Below are 13,758 nucleotides of genomic sequence, written 5' to 3'. Positions count from 1 at the left end.
ACAAAGACACAAGGCTCTGATTTTTACTACATTTTTACCAAGTCAAACCAAGTATTGTTACTATTATCTTTCCACTGAATCTGAGTTGCTGATACTTTTTTGAACTCAAAACTTTGTGTTGTCGGGGTGATGTTGTATTTTACAGTAAAATTGTACTGAGTTTGATTTATGGTTTCGTCAACACTACCTCCATTTGGTGTAGCTTTGATTGTCCCTGTCATACTAAGTTCTGAAGTTCCTGTAATCATAATGAAATCACCTGCTGTAAATCTGAACAGCTTACTTGTGGTTGTTCCATTGGTTCCGCCCCAAATCCCTTGAATCCATGCAGGTGGATGAAAATATTGTGTTGTTGCAGGTGGATTGGTTGGCTGATTGGTTGTAGTGTCATCATCGCTGCTGTTAGAACAGTTTATAGTTACTAATGATAATACGGTTAGCGACAATGCTAGGAATAATTGTTTTTTCATAGTATAAAAGTTTAATATGTTTCAATATCTGTTTTAAGAATCCAACCTTTGCTTGTTATACCGTCCGTATTTGTAAAAATGGTATATACAAAATATCGGGTTTCATTTAAGGCAAGTATTTTTGCACCATATAGTAAATAGGTGTCTTTTCTGCTGTTTTGATTAGGTTTTTGATGGAAATATGCCTTTGGCTGAATTACAATATATTCTTGATTATTGTCAAATGGCTGTTGTTCTTCATTACGGTTGTTTTGATTGATACCCAGTAAAAGCTCTCTTCTTTCACTGGCTTCTGCATAACTATCAAAAGTTAGGATGTATCTTTTGTCAACGTGCTTTAGCTCAAGATTAATCAAGGCTTTTTGCTGGGCTTCGTCCATGATTTTGTATTCTTCATCTTTGCCCATAAATGCATCGGTTTCAAATATTCCTGTAATCACTTTCTTTTGCCCTTCATAAGATAAGAAAGCATTACCTTCAAAAACTACAAAAGAGTACCTTTTTTGCATTGTTTCGGTGTCAGGTAGGCTTATTGTTTGCTGAATATTTTGTGCGGTTGTATCGGCTTGTATTGCTGTTGTTGAAGCTTTTTCCTGTACAATCTTGTTCTCACAATTCATTAAAGTGATTGGTAGTGTCAAAATCAAAACCTTTAGACGGTATCTTTTGAAAAACAGGACGATAAGTGTGTATGCTAACCAAAATAGCAGGAGATATTTGTAATCATTAAATACAGATTTTACGTATAACAAGCCTTTATTAGAATAACTCTTGAACTCGGAATCATACAGTAGCTCACTACACATCATGCCGTTTGTAGGTAAATCTATCTTTGTTCCGAAAGGTGTTGTTTGGTATAATGCACCTACGGGTGTTGTGCGGGTGTCATACCTACCACTCAAAACAACCTTATGTCCGTAATCCATTGTGGGATTGCTAAGATTCGGGATATATGAAAATGTACTGAAATGTTGGACTGCAAAAACGGTCAAAAACGCCAATACAAAACCTATCAGCAAGGATTTAGGAATGTTGCTGTCAACCTGAATTGTTTTCTTTTCCATCAGGCTATTGGTTTTTTAGGTTTGCAATCATTTCTAAAAATATCTCGAAGTAATCCGAGTTTTTCATAAAAGTTTCTCGGGATATGTTATAGATATTTTTACGATACATCTCATAATGGCTTTCTGTACCGTATTTATGGTCGGCATAAGCTGCATTGATACAAACTTGTCTCAGGCTGTTTTCGTCATAAACCTGTGATATAATCAATGGCAATACCTCTCTACCATCTTTAAGTGTGATTTTGTCAAGTCCGTAGCTTCGGAGTTCCCGATACTTGTTCAAATAATCTGTTTTAGAAAGATTGTTGCAATCAAATTTTTCCTGTGAGAATACTGTTGTACAAACAAGCAGTAGGAGAGAAATAAAGACTTTTTTCATAGTGATTTGTCAGCTCACTAATCCCGCAAAGTGAATGGTTATTAATGCAGAAAGCACGGGATTAAACCATACTTGCTAAAGGAGGCTCTGACAAAGCCAAACAACACAAATAGGAATAACCCGTGCCCATATAGCACGAGTCATAAACTATTTATTCTGTGTTGTTTTTTGAAACTGTCAGATTTCCTTTAACAAAATAAAAGCTATGCTTCTGTTTTTTCGATAAAATTTGAACTGCAAATATATAAATTTTGCAGTTGTTGATTAAAAAGTTTTGTATTTAAATAATTAATCGTAATATTGCGATATAATAATTTTTTAAAATTATGGGAGCAACCAAAACTGACAATTTTACAGATGAACAAAATAAAATTGCTATAATAGCGAAAGCATTGGGACATCCCGCAAGAATTGCAATTATTGAGTATCTGTTGAAAGTAAATACTTGTATCTGTGGTGATATTGTTAATGAATTACCGTTAGCACAAGCAACAGTTTCTCAACATTTAAAAGAATTGAAGAATGCGGGGCTTATTAAAGGGAACATTGAAGGAACAGCGATTTGCTACTGTATTGATGAAAATACTTTTGGAGTGCTAAAAGACTATTTTTCAAATATAATCCTGACGACTACAAATCAGAAATGCTGTTAAAGCATTTTTTAAGTATATCTATCGTAATATTGCATTTAACCAATAAATAAAAAATTTATGAAACTATCTGAAATTAAAGAAATCTTACCAACATTGGATAATGTTGAATTTCAATTAGAAAATGGAACTTTTGTTCCTGAACACTTCCATGTAACAGAAGTAGGAACTATAACAAAACATTTTATCGATTGTGGCGGAACTATTAGAAATGAAAAAGTAGTAAACTTTCAATTATGGAATGCTGATGATTTTGAACATCGTTTAAAGCCTGCAAAACTTTTAAACATTATTAAGTTATCAGAAGAAAAACTTGGTATTGAGGATGACGAAATTGAAGTTGAATATCAAAATGCCACCATAGGCAAATTTGATTTAGAATTTAACGGGAAAAACTTTGTTCTTAAAAATAAAACAACAGCGTGCTTAGCTCAGGATGCTTGCGGAATTCCAACGGAAAAACAAAAAGTAAACTTATCTGAACTTTCTAATAATCAAACTTCTTGTTGCACTCCAAATTCAGGGTGTTGCTAAATTCAAATAAAATTATGTATTCAAAACTATTAAAAACAATAGAGTTACTGAAAAACCAAGAAATCAACGAAGACAGAAAAGCTACTTTAGCACCCTTGGTTGATTTTATCCAGAAAAGATTGGAAGAACAAAAAGAAATAACCATTAACTTTATTTGTACTCATAATTCAAGAAGGAGCCATTTATCGCAAGTTTGGGCGCAGGTTGCGAGCGCTTATTATGATATTCCGAATGTAACTTGTTATTCAGGAGGGACAGAAGAAACTGCAATGTTTCCCAAAGTTGCAGAGACTTTGCAAGAACAGGGACTTTTTATCAGTAAAATTTCTGGTACAGATAATCCTGTATATGCAATTAAGTATGATGAAGATAGACACCCTATTATTGGTTTTTCTAAAAGATATGATAGTTCATTTAATCCTACTTACGGGTTTGTTGCAATTATGACCTGCTCTCAGGCGGACGGCGGATGTCCTTTTATTGCGGGCGCAGATAAACGAATTCCAATAACTTTTGAAGACCCTAAAATGTCTGATAATACATCTGAACAAACAAAGGTTTACAATGAAAGAAGTTTGCAGATTGGTGCTGAAATGTTCTATGTCTTTTCACAAATAAAAAAATAAAATGGAAATAATTTCAATCAAGAAACATCACTATCAAGATATTGCCAATATATACAAACAAGGCATTGAAACAGGTATTGCAACATTTGAGACCTCAGTGCCAACATGGGAAACTTGGAATGACAGTAAACTATTGCACAGCAGATTTATAGCTGTTGATAATAATGATGTATTAGGATGGGTTGCTTTATCAAAAGTTAGTAGCCGTTGTGTATATGAAGGTGTAGCAGAAGTAAGTATTTATATTGCTGAAAACCATAGAGGAAAGGGAGTGGGTAAAATTTTAATGGAAAATGTTATTAGAGAAAGTGAAGCTAATGGCATTTGGACTTTGCAATCTGGAATGTTTGCGGAAAATGAAGCAACCATAGCGTTACATAAAATAGTTGGATTCAGAATCATAGGTTATCGAGAAAAGATAGGTAAACTCGGAGGAGTATGGAAAGATAATGTGATTATGGAAAGAAGAAGCAAAGTTGTTGGAATAGATTAAAAAATAAAATGCAACCAAAATTAAAATTTCTTGACAGGTTCCTTACTTTATGGATATTCTTGGCAATGTTTTTAGGAATAGGGTTAGGATATTTTTTTCCTAATATTTCTGATATTACCAATTCCTTATCAATGGGAGCTACAAATATTCCATTGGCAATTGGCTTAATCATTATGATGTACCCACCGTTAGCAAAGGTTGATTATTCATTGTTACCTAAAGTTTTTCAAGACAAAAAGGCAATTGGAATTTCTTTGTTGCTAAATTGGATTATTGGTCCAGTTTTAATGTTCTTATTGGCAATTATTTTCCTGAGGAATGAACCTAATTACATGATTGGCTTAATTCTTATTGGTTTAGCAAGATGTATTGCAATGGTACTTGTGTGGAATGATTTAGCTAAAGGTAACCGTGAGTACGGAGCATTGCTAGTAGCTCTAAACAGCATATTTCAGGTATTAAGTTATAGTTTTATGGTTTGGCTTTTCATCAATGTTTTACCTGAAAAACTAGGTTTAGCTAATTTTAATGTAACTGTATCAATGGGAGACGTTACCGAAAGTGTTTTGATATACTTAGGGATTCCTTTTTTAGCAGGTTTTTTAAGTCGTTATTTTCTAACCAAATTGAAAGGTTTGGAGTGGTACAATAGGAAATTTATTCCTAAAATATCTCCGTTAACATTATATGCACTTTTATTTACTATTGTTTTGATGTTCAGCCTTAAAGGAGATAAGATTTTAGAATTACCATTAGACGTCTTAAAAGTAGGTATACCGCTAGTAGTATATTTTGTGCTAATATTCTTTGTAAGTTTCTTTATAAATAAATCCTTTGATATTCCTTATGACAAAAATGCTTCAATAGCATTTACAGCAACAGGAAATAATTTTGAATTGGCGATTGCCGTAGCAATTGCTGTTTTTGGAATCCATTCTCAACAGGCGTTTGTCGGTGTAATCGGACCATTGGTAGAAGTGCCAGTTTTAATATTGCTTGTAAGGATAAGTTTGTGGCTAAAGAAGAAATATTACAACTAGCTCAAAAGTGTAAATAAAAAATTAAGAACCTTAACCAATTTGTGTTAAGGTTTTTCGTTATCAAAAAGGTGCGGTAAGTAATCTTTAGAGTTTGTTCGGGGCGTAAAAAAACTGTAATCTTAACAAGTGTACTTTTGTTAATATATATCTACCTATTTGCCCCAAAACAAAAAAGTCTCTCATGGAAATGAGAAACTTCAAAAACACAAATGATGAAAAAAATTATTTTTCTAGGGACTAATCTATTACTTTTTGTCGATTCATGCAACCTTATTAGAAATCCCTGTAAACATTGATTAATACTGATGTTTCAGAGTTTTTGCTACATATTACCTATATATACAAATTTTATTCTACTAATTATATCATTCTCTAACTCTCTTCTAACAACCCCAAACCTTTCGGAAAACTAAGGTAAACGGTTGTGGTACTTTTGTTAAGTGATTTTTCTTTAAGTGGACTTACTAGGAAAAATGTATAATACTTGGTCTACTATTTACACCAACTCCGTCAGATTTTTTGCTAACCCCCTATGTCAAATTTCAAAATTTTTACATAGGTATCGGGACAAGGGGTACTATCCGAAATATTGGGTACGGGTCGATACCTTTTTTCCAACCGCCCCCTATCCAAGCATTTAGTTTTTTTGACTGTTGTTTTTGATTTCGTGCGCTCCGACTGGTTAAAAAGTTTTTAATAGAGGTTAATATTTTGGTTAAAAACTACTGTAAACCCTTGTGTTTATGGGCTTTTTGTTGTATATTTATAAATCTTTACAAGCTACTTTTAGCCTTGTTTCTTTGTGTACAAGGTTCAATATAAAAACAAAAATGCCTAGAAGTATTGGCGTACTACTAGGCGAATCAATAAATTTTAAATCTGACTTAAAACTTATCAACATGGCAAAGTTAACAAATTGTCTTGATACTGTTAGTATCTATGTAGGAACGTATGCAAAATACAATAATGGTTCATTATTTGGGAAATGGCTGAACCTTTCTGATTATTCAGACTACGATGAATTACTTACGGCAATGCATGAACTTCATTCTGATGAAGCCGACCCTGAATTCATGTTTCAGGACTATGAATGTCCGATTCTGGAAAAACTAGGATTATTGAGCGAATGCCATATATCAAAATGTATTTATGATGTTCTAGAACAAATCAATGATTCAGAGCATGACGTAGAGGTGTATGAAGCGTGTTTAGATTGTTTAGGAAAAATGGATTTTCAGAGCATTTACGAGTATGTAAACAATTTTTATTACGGCGAATACGAAAGTGATGAAGATTTTGTACAGTGGCTGTACGAAGATGATACATTTAATGTTCCTAACTGGGTTGTGATTGATTGGGAAGCAACAGCACGGAGTGTAATGTTTGATTATTTTGAAAGTAACGGACATTATTTTAAATCGTAGTATATTTGTGTTGTTGTAAATCTATTGTATTCTCAAAATTCAAATAGGTTTAATTAAATTCAAACAGATTCAAAAAAGTACATTTCAAAAATTTGGGTACAACTTTGGGTACAAAAACAAAAAAGAGAAAATGTAATTATCTAAAATTTAATAATTTACAAATTCTCTTTAGTTTAAAAAGTGGAGTTGGAGGGATTCGAACCCTCGTCCAAACAAGCAATACATAAGCTTTCTACATGCTTATTCTGCTATTGGTTTTCGACGGGAAGCAGAGAGCAGACGCTCAACTTCCAGCTTATCTTCTAAAATTTTCGTGTGATAGCCGAAGCTTCTATCACCTTATTTCTGCATTCCTATATCCCAGGATCAAACGCCGCAGAACGAGGCATTTGTGGAATATCTTGCTTCCTTACTAAATCTTCAGGAAAACGCTTGAATCTACTATACTTCGATTATTAAGCTGCAAGAGCGAACTCTTCGTTGCCAGTTAAAATTCTGTAGCAAGGGATTATAGAGATCGCGCTACGGTTCTCTGCATGCTTACTTACCCATTGGTCTTGCTGTCGAAACCAGTCAACCCCCTATAAATAAGTGAATGCAAAGATAAAATATTTTATTCAAATAGCATGAATACTATCTATAGCTTTTTTAAATAATCATTATATCTGTTATTTGTAGTTTAAACCCATTATTTGTTTGAACTGTAATTAGGGTTCCTGGAACGAGCAAGTTCTCTCTTTGAATACCTGAAAATACGTAGTTTTTTAAGAAAAGATGTTGAAATTTTGTACTTTAAGAAAAAATGTCTACTTTTGCAATCCAAAATGAGATGTAAAATATGTTAATAATTCCAGTAAAAGATGGGGAATCCATCGACAGAGCATTAAAAAAATATAAAAGAAAATTTGATAAAACTGGTACGGTTCGTCAATTAAGAGCTAGACAACAGTTTATTAAGCCTTCTGTAACGTTAAGACAAGCCAGACTAAAAGCGGCTTACAAACAAAGAGCACTTAGCAAAGAAGAGCAGGCTTAAGATTTTTTCTTAACCAAATACTAATTCACTTCTTAAATTCTTATATTTGAGAAGTGAATTTTTGTTTTTATACTAACGGATGATGCTTGAAAAATTTTTGGAATACTTGGCACTTGAAAAGAGGTACTCTCCTCATACCATCACAAGCTACAAAAAAGATCTTGACGACTTTTTCCATTTCTATCTGCGTACAGAGTCTTCTGAAGACATCACTAAGGCAGACAAAAAAATAATCCGAAACTTTATTGTTGAACTCAGTGAAAACCATATTTCCAAAAGAAGTATCAACCGGAAATTATCTTCACTCCGAAGTTTTTACCTTTTCCTTTTAAAAATAGGCGAAATCAAAGTGTCTCCCACTGAAGGCATCTCTTCCCTGAAGTTTTATGCAGAGAAGCAAATTCCCATGTCTAAAGAAGAAATGGAGGGTCTTAATGAACATATCTTTGAGCAGGGCCATGATATACTGGAACAATGTATCGTGGAAGTGCTTTATCAGACAGGAATACGTAAGGCAGAACTTTGTGGCCTGATATTTGAGCATGTTGATACAAATGGGAATGAATTAAAAGTAACCGGGAAAGGAAATAAGGAAAGGGTGATTCCTATTTCAGGCGACCTGTCCGGATTGCTGAAAAACTATCTGGAAATCAGAAAGCCACAGGCAGAATATCAATCCTATTTTTTTGTGAATAAGAAGGGGAAAAAACTCAATGAAAAATTTGTTTATTTGGTAGTTAATAAGTACCTTAGTCTTATAACAACGAAAGAAAAAAGAAGTCCTCATATCCTTCGTCATAGTTTTGCTACGCACGTGTTGGATAATGGGGCGGAGATCTCCAAAGTAAAAAAAATATTAGGGCATTCAAGTCTTGCCAGTACTCAGGTCTATACGAATGCTAATATTGAACAATTGAAAAAAGTGTTTAATCAGGCTCATCCCAGAGCATCAAAAAAAGAAGAATTATGAAGATTTCAGTACAATCAATTGGTTTAACTCCTCACGAACCACTAGAATCACACATCGACAAAAAAGTAAGTAAATTAGACACGTTCTATGATAAAATTCAGGAGTGTAAAGTCTTTTTGAAAGTAGAAAATAATTCGGATAAAGCGAATAAAACAGCTGAGATTATTTTGGCGGTTCCGGGAGATGATATCGTAGTAAAAAAAACCACTACAAGTTTTGAAGAAAGTTTGGACCTTTGCGTTGATACTGCTAAAAAGCTACTAATCAAGAAAAAAGAAATGGCTTAGGAAAAAAGTTTAAAAAAAGTTCATAAAAAATTTGAGAATTCAAAAAATCCGTTCTATATTTGCACTCGCAAAAAAGGAGCAGTGATCTTTTGAATTCTTTTTTAATTTGCCTCCATAGCTCAGTTGGCCAGAGCACGTGATTTGTAATCTCGGGGTCGTGGGTTCGAATCCCTCTGGAGGCTCATTAATATAAAATATCTGGGGAGATTCCAGAGTGGCTAAATGGGACTGACTGTAACTCAGTTGCTTCGGCTTCGTAGGTTCGAATCCTGCTCTCCCCACATTTTATATTAGAGAAAAACTTGCAGAATTAAATTAGTTTTCTTAGTTTTGCACAGCGTTTACCAATAATTTTGGAAACAAAATTGCGGAAGTAGCTCAGTTGGTAGAGCGTCAGCCTTCCAAGCTGAATGTCGCGGGTTCGACCCCCGTCTTCCGCTCAGAAAAATCACACGTTAGGGGTGATTTTTTTTAACACTGAAATGTAAAGAGTAGAATTTCTCAACCACTTTCAGTCCTACTATTAAATGCCTCCATAGCTCAGTTGGCCAGAGCACGTGATTTGTAATCTCGGGGTCGTGGGTTCGAATCCCTCTGGAGGCTCATTAATATAAAATATCTGGGGAGATTCCAGAGTGGCTAAATGGGACTGACTGTAACTCAGTTGCTTCGGCTTCGTAGGTTCGAATCCTGCTCTCCCCACATTTTATATTAGAAAAAAAAACTTGCAGAATTAAATTAGTTTTCTTAGTTTTGCACAGCGTTTACCAATAATTTTGGAAACAAAATTGCGGAAGTAGCTCAGTTGGTAGAGCGTCAGCCTTCCAAGCTGAATGTCGCGGGTTCGACCCCCGTCTTCCGCTCAAAAAAATCACGCTCATTAGTGTGATTTTTTTAGTTGATGCCGACTTAGCTCAGCGGTAGAGTGCTTCCTTGGTAAGGAAGAGGTCACGGGTTCAAGTCCCGTAGTTGGCTCTCGATTTTCCCGGATTGATTCCGGGATTTTTTTTGCTCTAAACTTCAGGTAAGTGTAGAATTGTAAAAGTTGGAAACTAAACATAAAAGTTTGTTCCTCACAACTTGATCTCAATAGATACTAAATAGAAATGGACTTTAGTCCGTTTAAAAAAAAATAGACTCTTTTCCATTGGCTTTAGCCAAAACCTATATTATCCATAAGATAAAATAATTTAGAAGAGTGAGAATATAATCCGTTTTTTTCATATTCTATTTACTTCATCTTTAGAATCACAATCCTAAAAATTTTCTTTAAATTCGTGTAAAATAATTGTTGATGAATATTCTTTTATTAGAAGATGATCTCATTCTATCTGCTGAGCTTTGCCGATTTTTAGAATCTAATAATTTTACCTGTGATAAAATCTATGACGGAGAGACCTTTCTTCGCCAGATTAAAAGCAATAGCTATGATCTTTACTTACTGGATATCAATGTACCTAAAATAAATGGCCTGGACGTTTGCCAAACAATCCGGTCTTTTGATAAACATACACCCATTATCATTATTTCCGCTTATGGAGATATTTCGGATAAAAAGGATGCGTTTACAAGACTTGCAGATGATTACCTGGTAAAACCTTTCCAGTTTGAAGAGTTGCTTTTAAGAGTAAATTCTTTGTTAAGAAGAAAGGCTCCTTCTGATACTTCTGACCAGGATATCATCAGAATTGATGACCTGATTATCAATAAAACAGAACAGAAAGTATACCGTGGTGGAAATGAAATTACCCTTACTCTAAAAGAATTTCAATTATTGGTATATCTTGCGGAAGCCCAGGGAAGGACAGTTTCCAAACAGCAGATTACAGAACATGTATGGGAACATAATTTTAATACCAATACTAATACTGTAGAGGTTTATATCAATTTTTTAAGAAAAAAGATCGACAAAGATTTTAAAATTAAATTGATTCATACCCGTTCTGGATTCGGATATTACTTAAGCCCGCTATAAATGTCATTAAAAAGAAAGATTGCTTTAACGATCAGTATCGCCTTTTCATTGCTTTTTGGAATGGTAATGGCCGTTATTTATTTATCTTTTAATGATTTCAGAAGAGAAGAGTTTAAAGAAAGATTCAGACAAAGGCTTGAATTTACCACTCATTTCATTTCAAGATCTAAAGATTTTGAAGAAGAAGCACCTATTTTTTTTAATGAAAACTCGGACAATATCCTGCTGAATGAGAAAATTTTGATTTTTAATGCAGAAAAAGAACTGATCTATAGCACAATCAAGGACCGCAATGTAACCTGGGATAACACCATGCTTAATGAACTGGATAAAAAAAAGATTATTTATACTGAAAAAACAGTTCCTGAAATTTATGCGGCATTAAAAAATATCAATGGGGAGAACTACTATATTCTTACGAGTGCGTTTGATACCAACGGAAAATCTAAATTGGTTTACCTTAAATACCTTCTGATTCTGTCCTATGTAATGAGTACACTTCTCATTGGATTTTTCAGTTATTATTTTGTAGAAAAATTCCTCCGTCCTTTGGAAGATCTTAATCAGGAAATCTCTGAGGTGACTGCTCATAAATTAACCACACAGATTCCGGTACAGAGTTCCAATGATGAAGTAGGGGTTCTCGCACAATCTTTTAATACAATGATAGCCCGGTTAAATGACGTTTTCCAATCTCAGAAAGATTTTACCGCCAGTGCTTCCCATGAGATCCGCACTCCTATTACAAGGATGGCTTTTCAACTGGAAAACTTAATTAAGTTTGAAGAGCATTCCCCTGAAACACTTTCCGCATTACAGCAGATACAGCGGGACGTTTATCAGTTGTCTGACCTGACTAATTCGTTACTGTTGCTTACAAAATTTGATAAAGAAAATATTCAGAGTATTTATGAAGAGGTAAGGATTGATGAGGTAATTTTTGAAGCTTTTGAAGCCGTAGAAAAAAGTTATCCGGATCTTAAACTTGATTTTTTGATTACTGAAGAAACCTCTGAAAATGCACTTCTTACTATCAATGGAATATCATCGTTATTAGTTATTGTTTTTATCAACCTGTTTAAGAATGCAGCTGTATATTCTGACAACGTTGAAGTAAAGGTTTTAATCACAGAAAATAACGATTATCTTATGGTGGATGTAATCTCTCGTGGAGATACAATTCCGGAAGGAGAGCGTGCCAAATTATTTGAAGCTTTTATGAGGGGGAACAATGCTCAAAATATAGCAGGATCCGGTTTAGGGCTCCGGATTGTGAAACGGATACTGGAATATCATGATGCGGGAATTTCTTATTCTTCTCCTGAAAAATACCTGAACAAATTCAGTGTAACTTTTAAAAAATAATTCTCTTTATATATTCAGCTCATAAATTAAAATATATTCTTTGAAATCCTGAAATTATTTTAGGTAAAATTCAAAGAGTGAGAAAAAAATGTTAAAGCCTTCTTTTTTGAATCCCTTTATTTAAACGATTTTAATTTTTTTTTAAGGATCCTTTAAGTTTCTTTTAATCACATCAAGGCAATTTTGTAAGTAAAAGAAAAATAATGAACAAAATTGCCGTGCTGTTTTTGGCTATTTCCTCATTCATGGCAGCACAACAACAAATGTCTCTTTTGGACTGTGAAGAAGCTTTTCAGAAGAACAATCTTCAGCTGCTTGCCGAACAGTACAATATCAGTATGGCTGAGGCGGATATTTTACAGGCCAGGATCTGGGAACTTCCACAGTTGAGCGGGCAGGTTAATGCATATAATCCCCAAGGGAAGAAAATATTCGATATAGGCCATTCAAAAGGAGCGGGTATCACCCAGCTGATTTATATGGGAGGCAAAAAGAAAAATGAAATTGCTTTCGCAAAATCCAATAAAGAACTGGCCCAGCTTCAGTTTACCCAGCTTTTAGTAGATCTGAGGACCCAGCTTCGTTCTGCTTACTTTAATCTTTACTATGAGAAATTAAAGCTTGAAAATACAAATAAGCAGTTAGGGTATATGAATGACCTTTTAAATGCCTATCGGATACAATCAGCCAAAGGAAACGTATCGCTGAAAGATGCCGTAAGACTTCAGAGTATTGTGATTCAGCTGAATCATGATAAACTCGCCATCAATAAGAATATTCTTGAGTTTGAGCAAAACCTGAAAGTGTTAACGGGAATTTCTGAAGATATAGAACCACAGATGTCCGAGTCAGAAGCTAAAGAAGCATTGGCGGCTCAGCCTTTTGGGGATGAAGAAGAGCTGAAAAAAAAGGCGCTGGAAAATAATGCGGATTACCGGTACAATTTAAAACTGATTGATAATAGTAAGCTGTATGCTCAATGGCAGAAATCACTGAATGTTCCTGATCTGAATGTAGGAGCCGGCTGGGATCAGGCGGGAGGAACCTTCAATAATGAAATTAATCTGACGTTGGGGATTCCTTTACCTCTTTGGAAAGTAAATCAGGGGAATGTAGAAAAAGCCAATTATGCCATTCAACAAAACCAAAAAAATGCAGACTTTCAGAAACTAACCCTTGAAACAAAAGTTCAGTCTGCTTACAAGGCCTGGAAAGCACAGTATGATCAGCTATTGGAAATTAAAACTGCCGATCTCCAGAACATGGACCTGGTGTATAACGGAATGTTAACCAACTTTAGAAAAGGCAATGTGAATCTTATTGAATTTACAGACTTTATGGATAGTTACAGAGAAACTGCACTTCAGATTTACGATATGAAAAATGAAATTATGCAGGCTTCAGAGCAGCTTAATCAATTAGTACAAACCAAAATCTTCTATTAA

General features: G+C 34.3%; 15 protein-coding genes, 7 tRNA genes and 1 other RNA gene. 19 read left to right on the top strand and 4 right to left on the bottom strand.

The annotated features are described in order from the left end of the window. Positions 1-26 precede the first annotated feature (26 nt). From OK18_RS05085 to OK18_RS05075, 3 genes are read right to left on the bottom strand one after another with little or no spacing between them, the layout of a single operon-like run. The gene (locus tag OK18_RS05085) at positions 27-470 is read right to left on the bottom strand and encodes a hypothetical protein (protein WP_053327307.1); all 444 of its coding nucleotides are present in this window, start codon (positions 468-470) and stop codon (positions 27-29) included. Between the two features lie 11 nt (positions 471-481). Then, positions 482-1,534, bottom strand: coding sequence for a hypothetical protein (locus tag OK18_RS21655; protein WP_228377697.1), 1,053 nt, complete (start codon positions 1,532-1,534; stop codon positions 482-484). Positions 1,535-1,538: 4 nt separating this feature from the next. Next, on the bottom strand, positions 1,539-1,913 hold the full coding sequence (locus OK18_RS05075) for a hypothetical protein (RefSeq protein WP_053327306.1): 375 nt from the start codon (positions 1,911-1,913) through the stop codon (positions 1,539-1,541). A gap of 326 nt (positions 1,914-2,239) precedes the next feature. Between OK18_RS05075 and OK18_RS05070 the strand changes: the two genes are divergently transcribed. From OK18_RS05070 to OK18_RS05045, 6 genes are all read left to right on the top strand, one after another. Then, complete coding sequence (locus OK18_RS05070; protein ID WP_053327305.1) at positions 2,240-2,566, top strand: ArsR/SmtB family transcription factor; 327 nt, start codon at positions 2,240-2,242, stop codon at positions 2,564-2,566. Positions 2,567-2,623: 57 nt separating this feature from the next. Continuing rightward, the gene (locus OK18_RS05065) at positions 2,624-3,097 is read left to right on the top strand and encodes a DUF6428 family protein (RefSeq protein ID WP_053327304.1); all 474 of its coding nucleotides are present in this window, start codon (positions 2,624-2,626) and stop codon (positions 3,095-3,097) included. 14 nt (positions 3,098-3,111) lie between these two features. Further along, positions 3,112-3,723 carry an arsenate-mycothiol transferase ArsC gene (locus tag OK18_RS05060; RefSeq protein ID WP_053329295.1) on the top strand — a complete coding sequence of 204 codons (612 nt, stop codon included), beginning with the start codon at positions 3,112-3,114 and terminating at the stop codon, positions 3,721-3,723. Position 3,724: 1 nt separating this feature from the next. Beyond that, positions 3,725-4,216 (top strand): GNAT family N-acetyltransferase, encoded by a 492-nt coding sequence (locus OK18_RS05055; RefSeq protein WP_053327303.1) that lies wholly within the window; start codon positions 3,725-3,727, stop codon positions 4,214-4,216. Positions 4,217-4,224: 8 nt separating this feature from the next. Then, entirely contained in the window at positions 4,225-5,256 is a 1,032-nt protein-coding gene (gene arsB / locus OK18_RS05050; RefSeq protein WP_053327302.1) for an ACR3 family arsenite efflux transporter, read from the top strand. 899 nt (positions 5,257-6,155) lie between these two features. Further along, positions 6,156-6,680, top strand: coding sequence for an antirestriction protein ArdA (locus OK18_RS05045; protein ID WP_053327301.1), 525 nt, complete (start codon positions 6,156-6,158; stop codon positions 6,678-6,680). A 178-nt stretch (positions 6,681-6,858) separates the two neighbouring features. On the opposite strand, the gene ssrA is transcribed toward OK18_RS05045, so the two are convergent. Continuing rightward, positions 6,859-7,261: a transfer-messenger RNA gene (gene ssrA, locus OK18_RS20840) on the bottom strand. A gap of 257 nt (positions 7,262-7,518) precedes the next feature. Between ssrA and rpsU the strand changes: the two genes are divergently transcribed. The 13 genes from rpsU to OK18_RS04980 all read left to right on the top strand — a co-directional run bounded on the left by rpsU (position 7,519) and on the right by OK18_RS04980 (position 13,758). Beyond that, entirely contained in the window at positions 7,519-7,716 is a 198-nt protein-coding gene (gene rpsU / locus OK18_RS05040; protein ID WP_034687383.1) for a 30S ribosomal protein S21, read from the top strand. A gap of 82 nt (positions 7,717-7,798) precedes the next feature. Then, positions 7,799-8,686: a tyrosine-type recombinase/integrase gene (locus OK18_RS05035; RefSeq protein WP_053327300.1), complete on the top strand. Its 888-nt coding sequence runs from the start codon at positions 7,799-7,801 to the stop codon at positions 8,684-8,686. After that, positions 8,683-8,973, top strand: a complete 291-nt coding sequence (locus OK18_RS05030) for an HPF/RaiA family ribosome-associated protein (protein WP_002976393.1) — start codon at positions 8,683-8,685, stop codon at positions 8,971-8,973. The genes OK18_RS05035 and OK18_RS05030 overlap by 4 nt, the downstream gene beginning before the upstream one ends. A 108-nt stretch (positions 8,974-9,081) precedes the next feature. After that, positions 9,082-9,155, top strand: a tRNA-Thr gene (locus OK18_RS05025). 18 nt (positions 9,156-9,173) lie between these two features. Beyond that, positions 9,174-9,254: transfer RNA gene (locus OK18_RS05020), tRNA-Tyr, on the top strand. Between the two features lie 86 nt (positions 9,255-9,340). Further along, positions 9,341-9,413 (top strand) — tRNA-Gly (locus OK18_RS05015). A gap of 89 nt (positions 9,414-9,502) precedes the next feature. Then, positions 9,503-9,576 (top strand) — tRNA-Thr (locus OK18_RS05010). Positions 9,577-9,594: 18 nt separating this feature from the next. Beyond that, a tRNA-Tyr gene (locus tag OK18_RS05005) sits at positions 9,595-9,675 on the top strand. 88 nt (positions 9,676-9,763) lie between these two features. Further along, positions 9,764-9,836: transfer RNA gene (locus OK18_RS05000), tRNA-Gly, on the top strand. A 40-nt stretch (positions 9,837-9,876) separates the two neighbouring features. After that, a tRNA-Thr gene (locus tag OK18_RS04995) sits at positions 9,877-9,948 on the top strand. Positions 9,949-10,267: 319 nt separating this feature from the next. After that, positions 10,268-10,948: a response regulator transcription factor gene (locus OK18_RS04990; protein ID WP_050022261.1), complete on the top strand. Its 681-nt coding sequence runs from the start codon at positions 10,268-10,270 to the stop codon at positions 10,946-10,948. Beyond that, positions 10,949-12,313: an ATP-binding protein gene (locus OK18_RS04985; protein WP_053327299.1), complete on the top strand. Its 1,365-nt coding sequence runs from the start codon at positions 10,949-10,951 to the stop codon at positions 12,311-12,313. Positions 12,314-12,516: 203 nt separating this feature from the next. After that, entirely contained in the window at positions 12,517-13,758 is a 1,242-nt protein-coding gene (locus OK18_RS04980) for a TolC family protein (RefSeq protein ID WP_082129140.1), read from the top strand.

Origin of the sequence: Chryseobacterium gallinarum, from assembly GCF_001021975.1 — a bacterium.
Lineage (GTDB): Bacteria > Bacteroidota > Bacteroidia > Flavobacteriales > Weeksellaceae > Chryseobacterium > Chryseobacterium gallinarum.
The sequence above is the reverse complement of the archived record's forward strand: the minus strand, read 5'-3'. Positions and strand labels throughout refer to the sequence as shown.

Coding starts and splice junctions, on each gene's coding strand:
- OK18_RS05085 (WP_053327307.1), bottom strand. CDS start 470: ATGAAAAAACAATTATTCCTAGCATTGTCGCTAACCGTATTATCATTA.
- OK18_RS21655 (WP_228377697.1), bottom strand. CDS start 1,534: ATGGAAAAGAAAACAATTCAGGTTGACAGCAACATTCCTAAATCCTTG.
- OK18_RS05075 (WP_053327306.1), bottom strand. CDS start 1,913: ATGAAAAAAGTCTTTATTTCTCTCCTACTGCTTGTTTGTACAACAGTA.
- OK18_RS05070 (WP_053327305.1), top strand. CDS start 2,240: ATGGGAGCAACCAAAACTGACAATTTTACAGATGAACAAAATAAAATT.
- OK18_RS05065 (WP_053327304.1), top strand. CDS start 2,624: ATGAAACTATCTGAAATTAAAGAAATCTTACCAACATTGGATAATGTT.
- OK18_RS05060 (WP_053329295.1), top strand. CDS start 3,112: ATGTATTCAAAACTATTAAAAACAATAGAGTTACTGAAAAACCAAGAA.
- OK18_RS05055 (WP_053327303.1), top strand. CDS start 3,725: ATGGAAATAATTTCAATCAAGAAACATCACTATCAAGATATTGCCAAT.
- arsB (WP_053327302.1), top strand. CDS start 4,225: ATGCAACCAAAATTAAAATTTCTTGACAGGTTCCTTACTTTATGGATA.
- OK18_RS05045 (WP_053327301.1), top strand. CDS start 6,156: ATGGCAAAGTTAACAAATTGTCTTGATACTGTTAGTATCTATGTAGGA.
- rpsU (WP_034687383.1), top strand. CDS start 7,519: ATGTTAATAATTCCAGTAAAAGATGGGGAATCCATCGACAGAGCATTA.
- OK18_RS05035 (WP_053327300.1), top strand. CDS start 7,799: ATGCTTGAAAAATTTTTGGAATACTTGGCACTTGAAAAGAGGTACTCT.
- OK18_RS05030 (WP_002976393.1), top strand. CDS start 8,683: ATGAAGATTTCAGTACAATCAATTGGTTTAACTCCTCACGAACCACTA.
- OK18_RS04990 (WP_050022261.1), top strand. CDS start 10,268: ATGAATATTCTTTTATTAGAAGATGATCTCATTCTATCTGCTGAGCTT.
- OK18_RS04985 (WP_053327299.1), top strand. CDS start 10,949: ATGTCATTAAAAAGAAAGATTGCTTTAACGATCAGTATCGCCTTTTCA.
- OK18_RS04980 (WP_082129140.1), top strand. CDS start 12,517: ATGAACAAAATTGCCGTGCTGTTTTTGGCTATTTCCTCATTCATGGCA.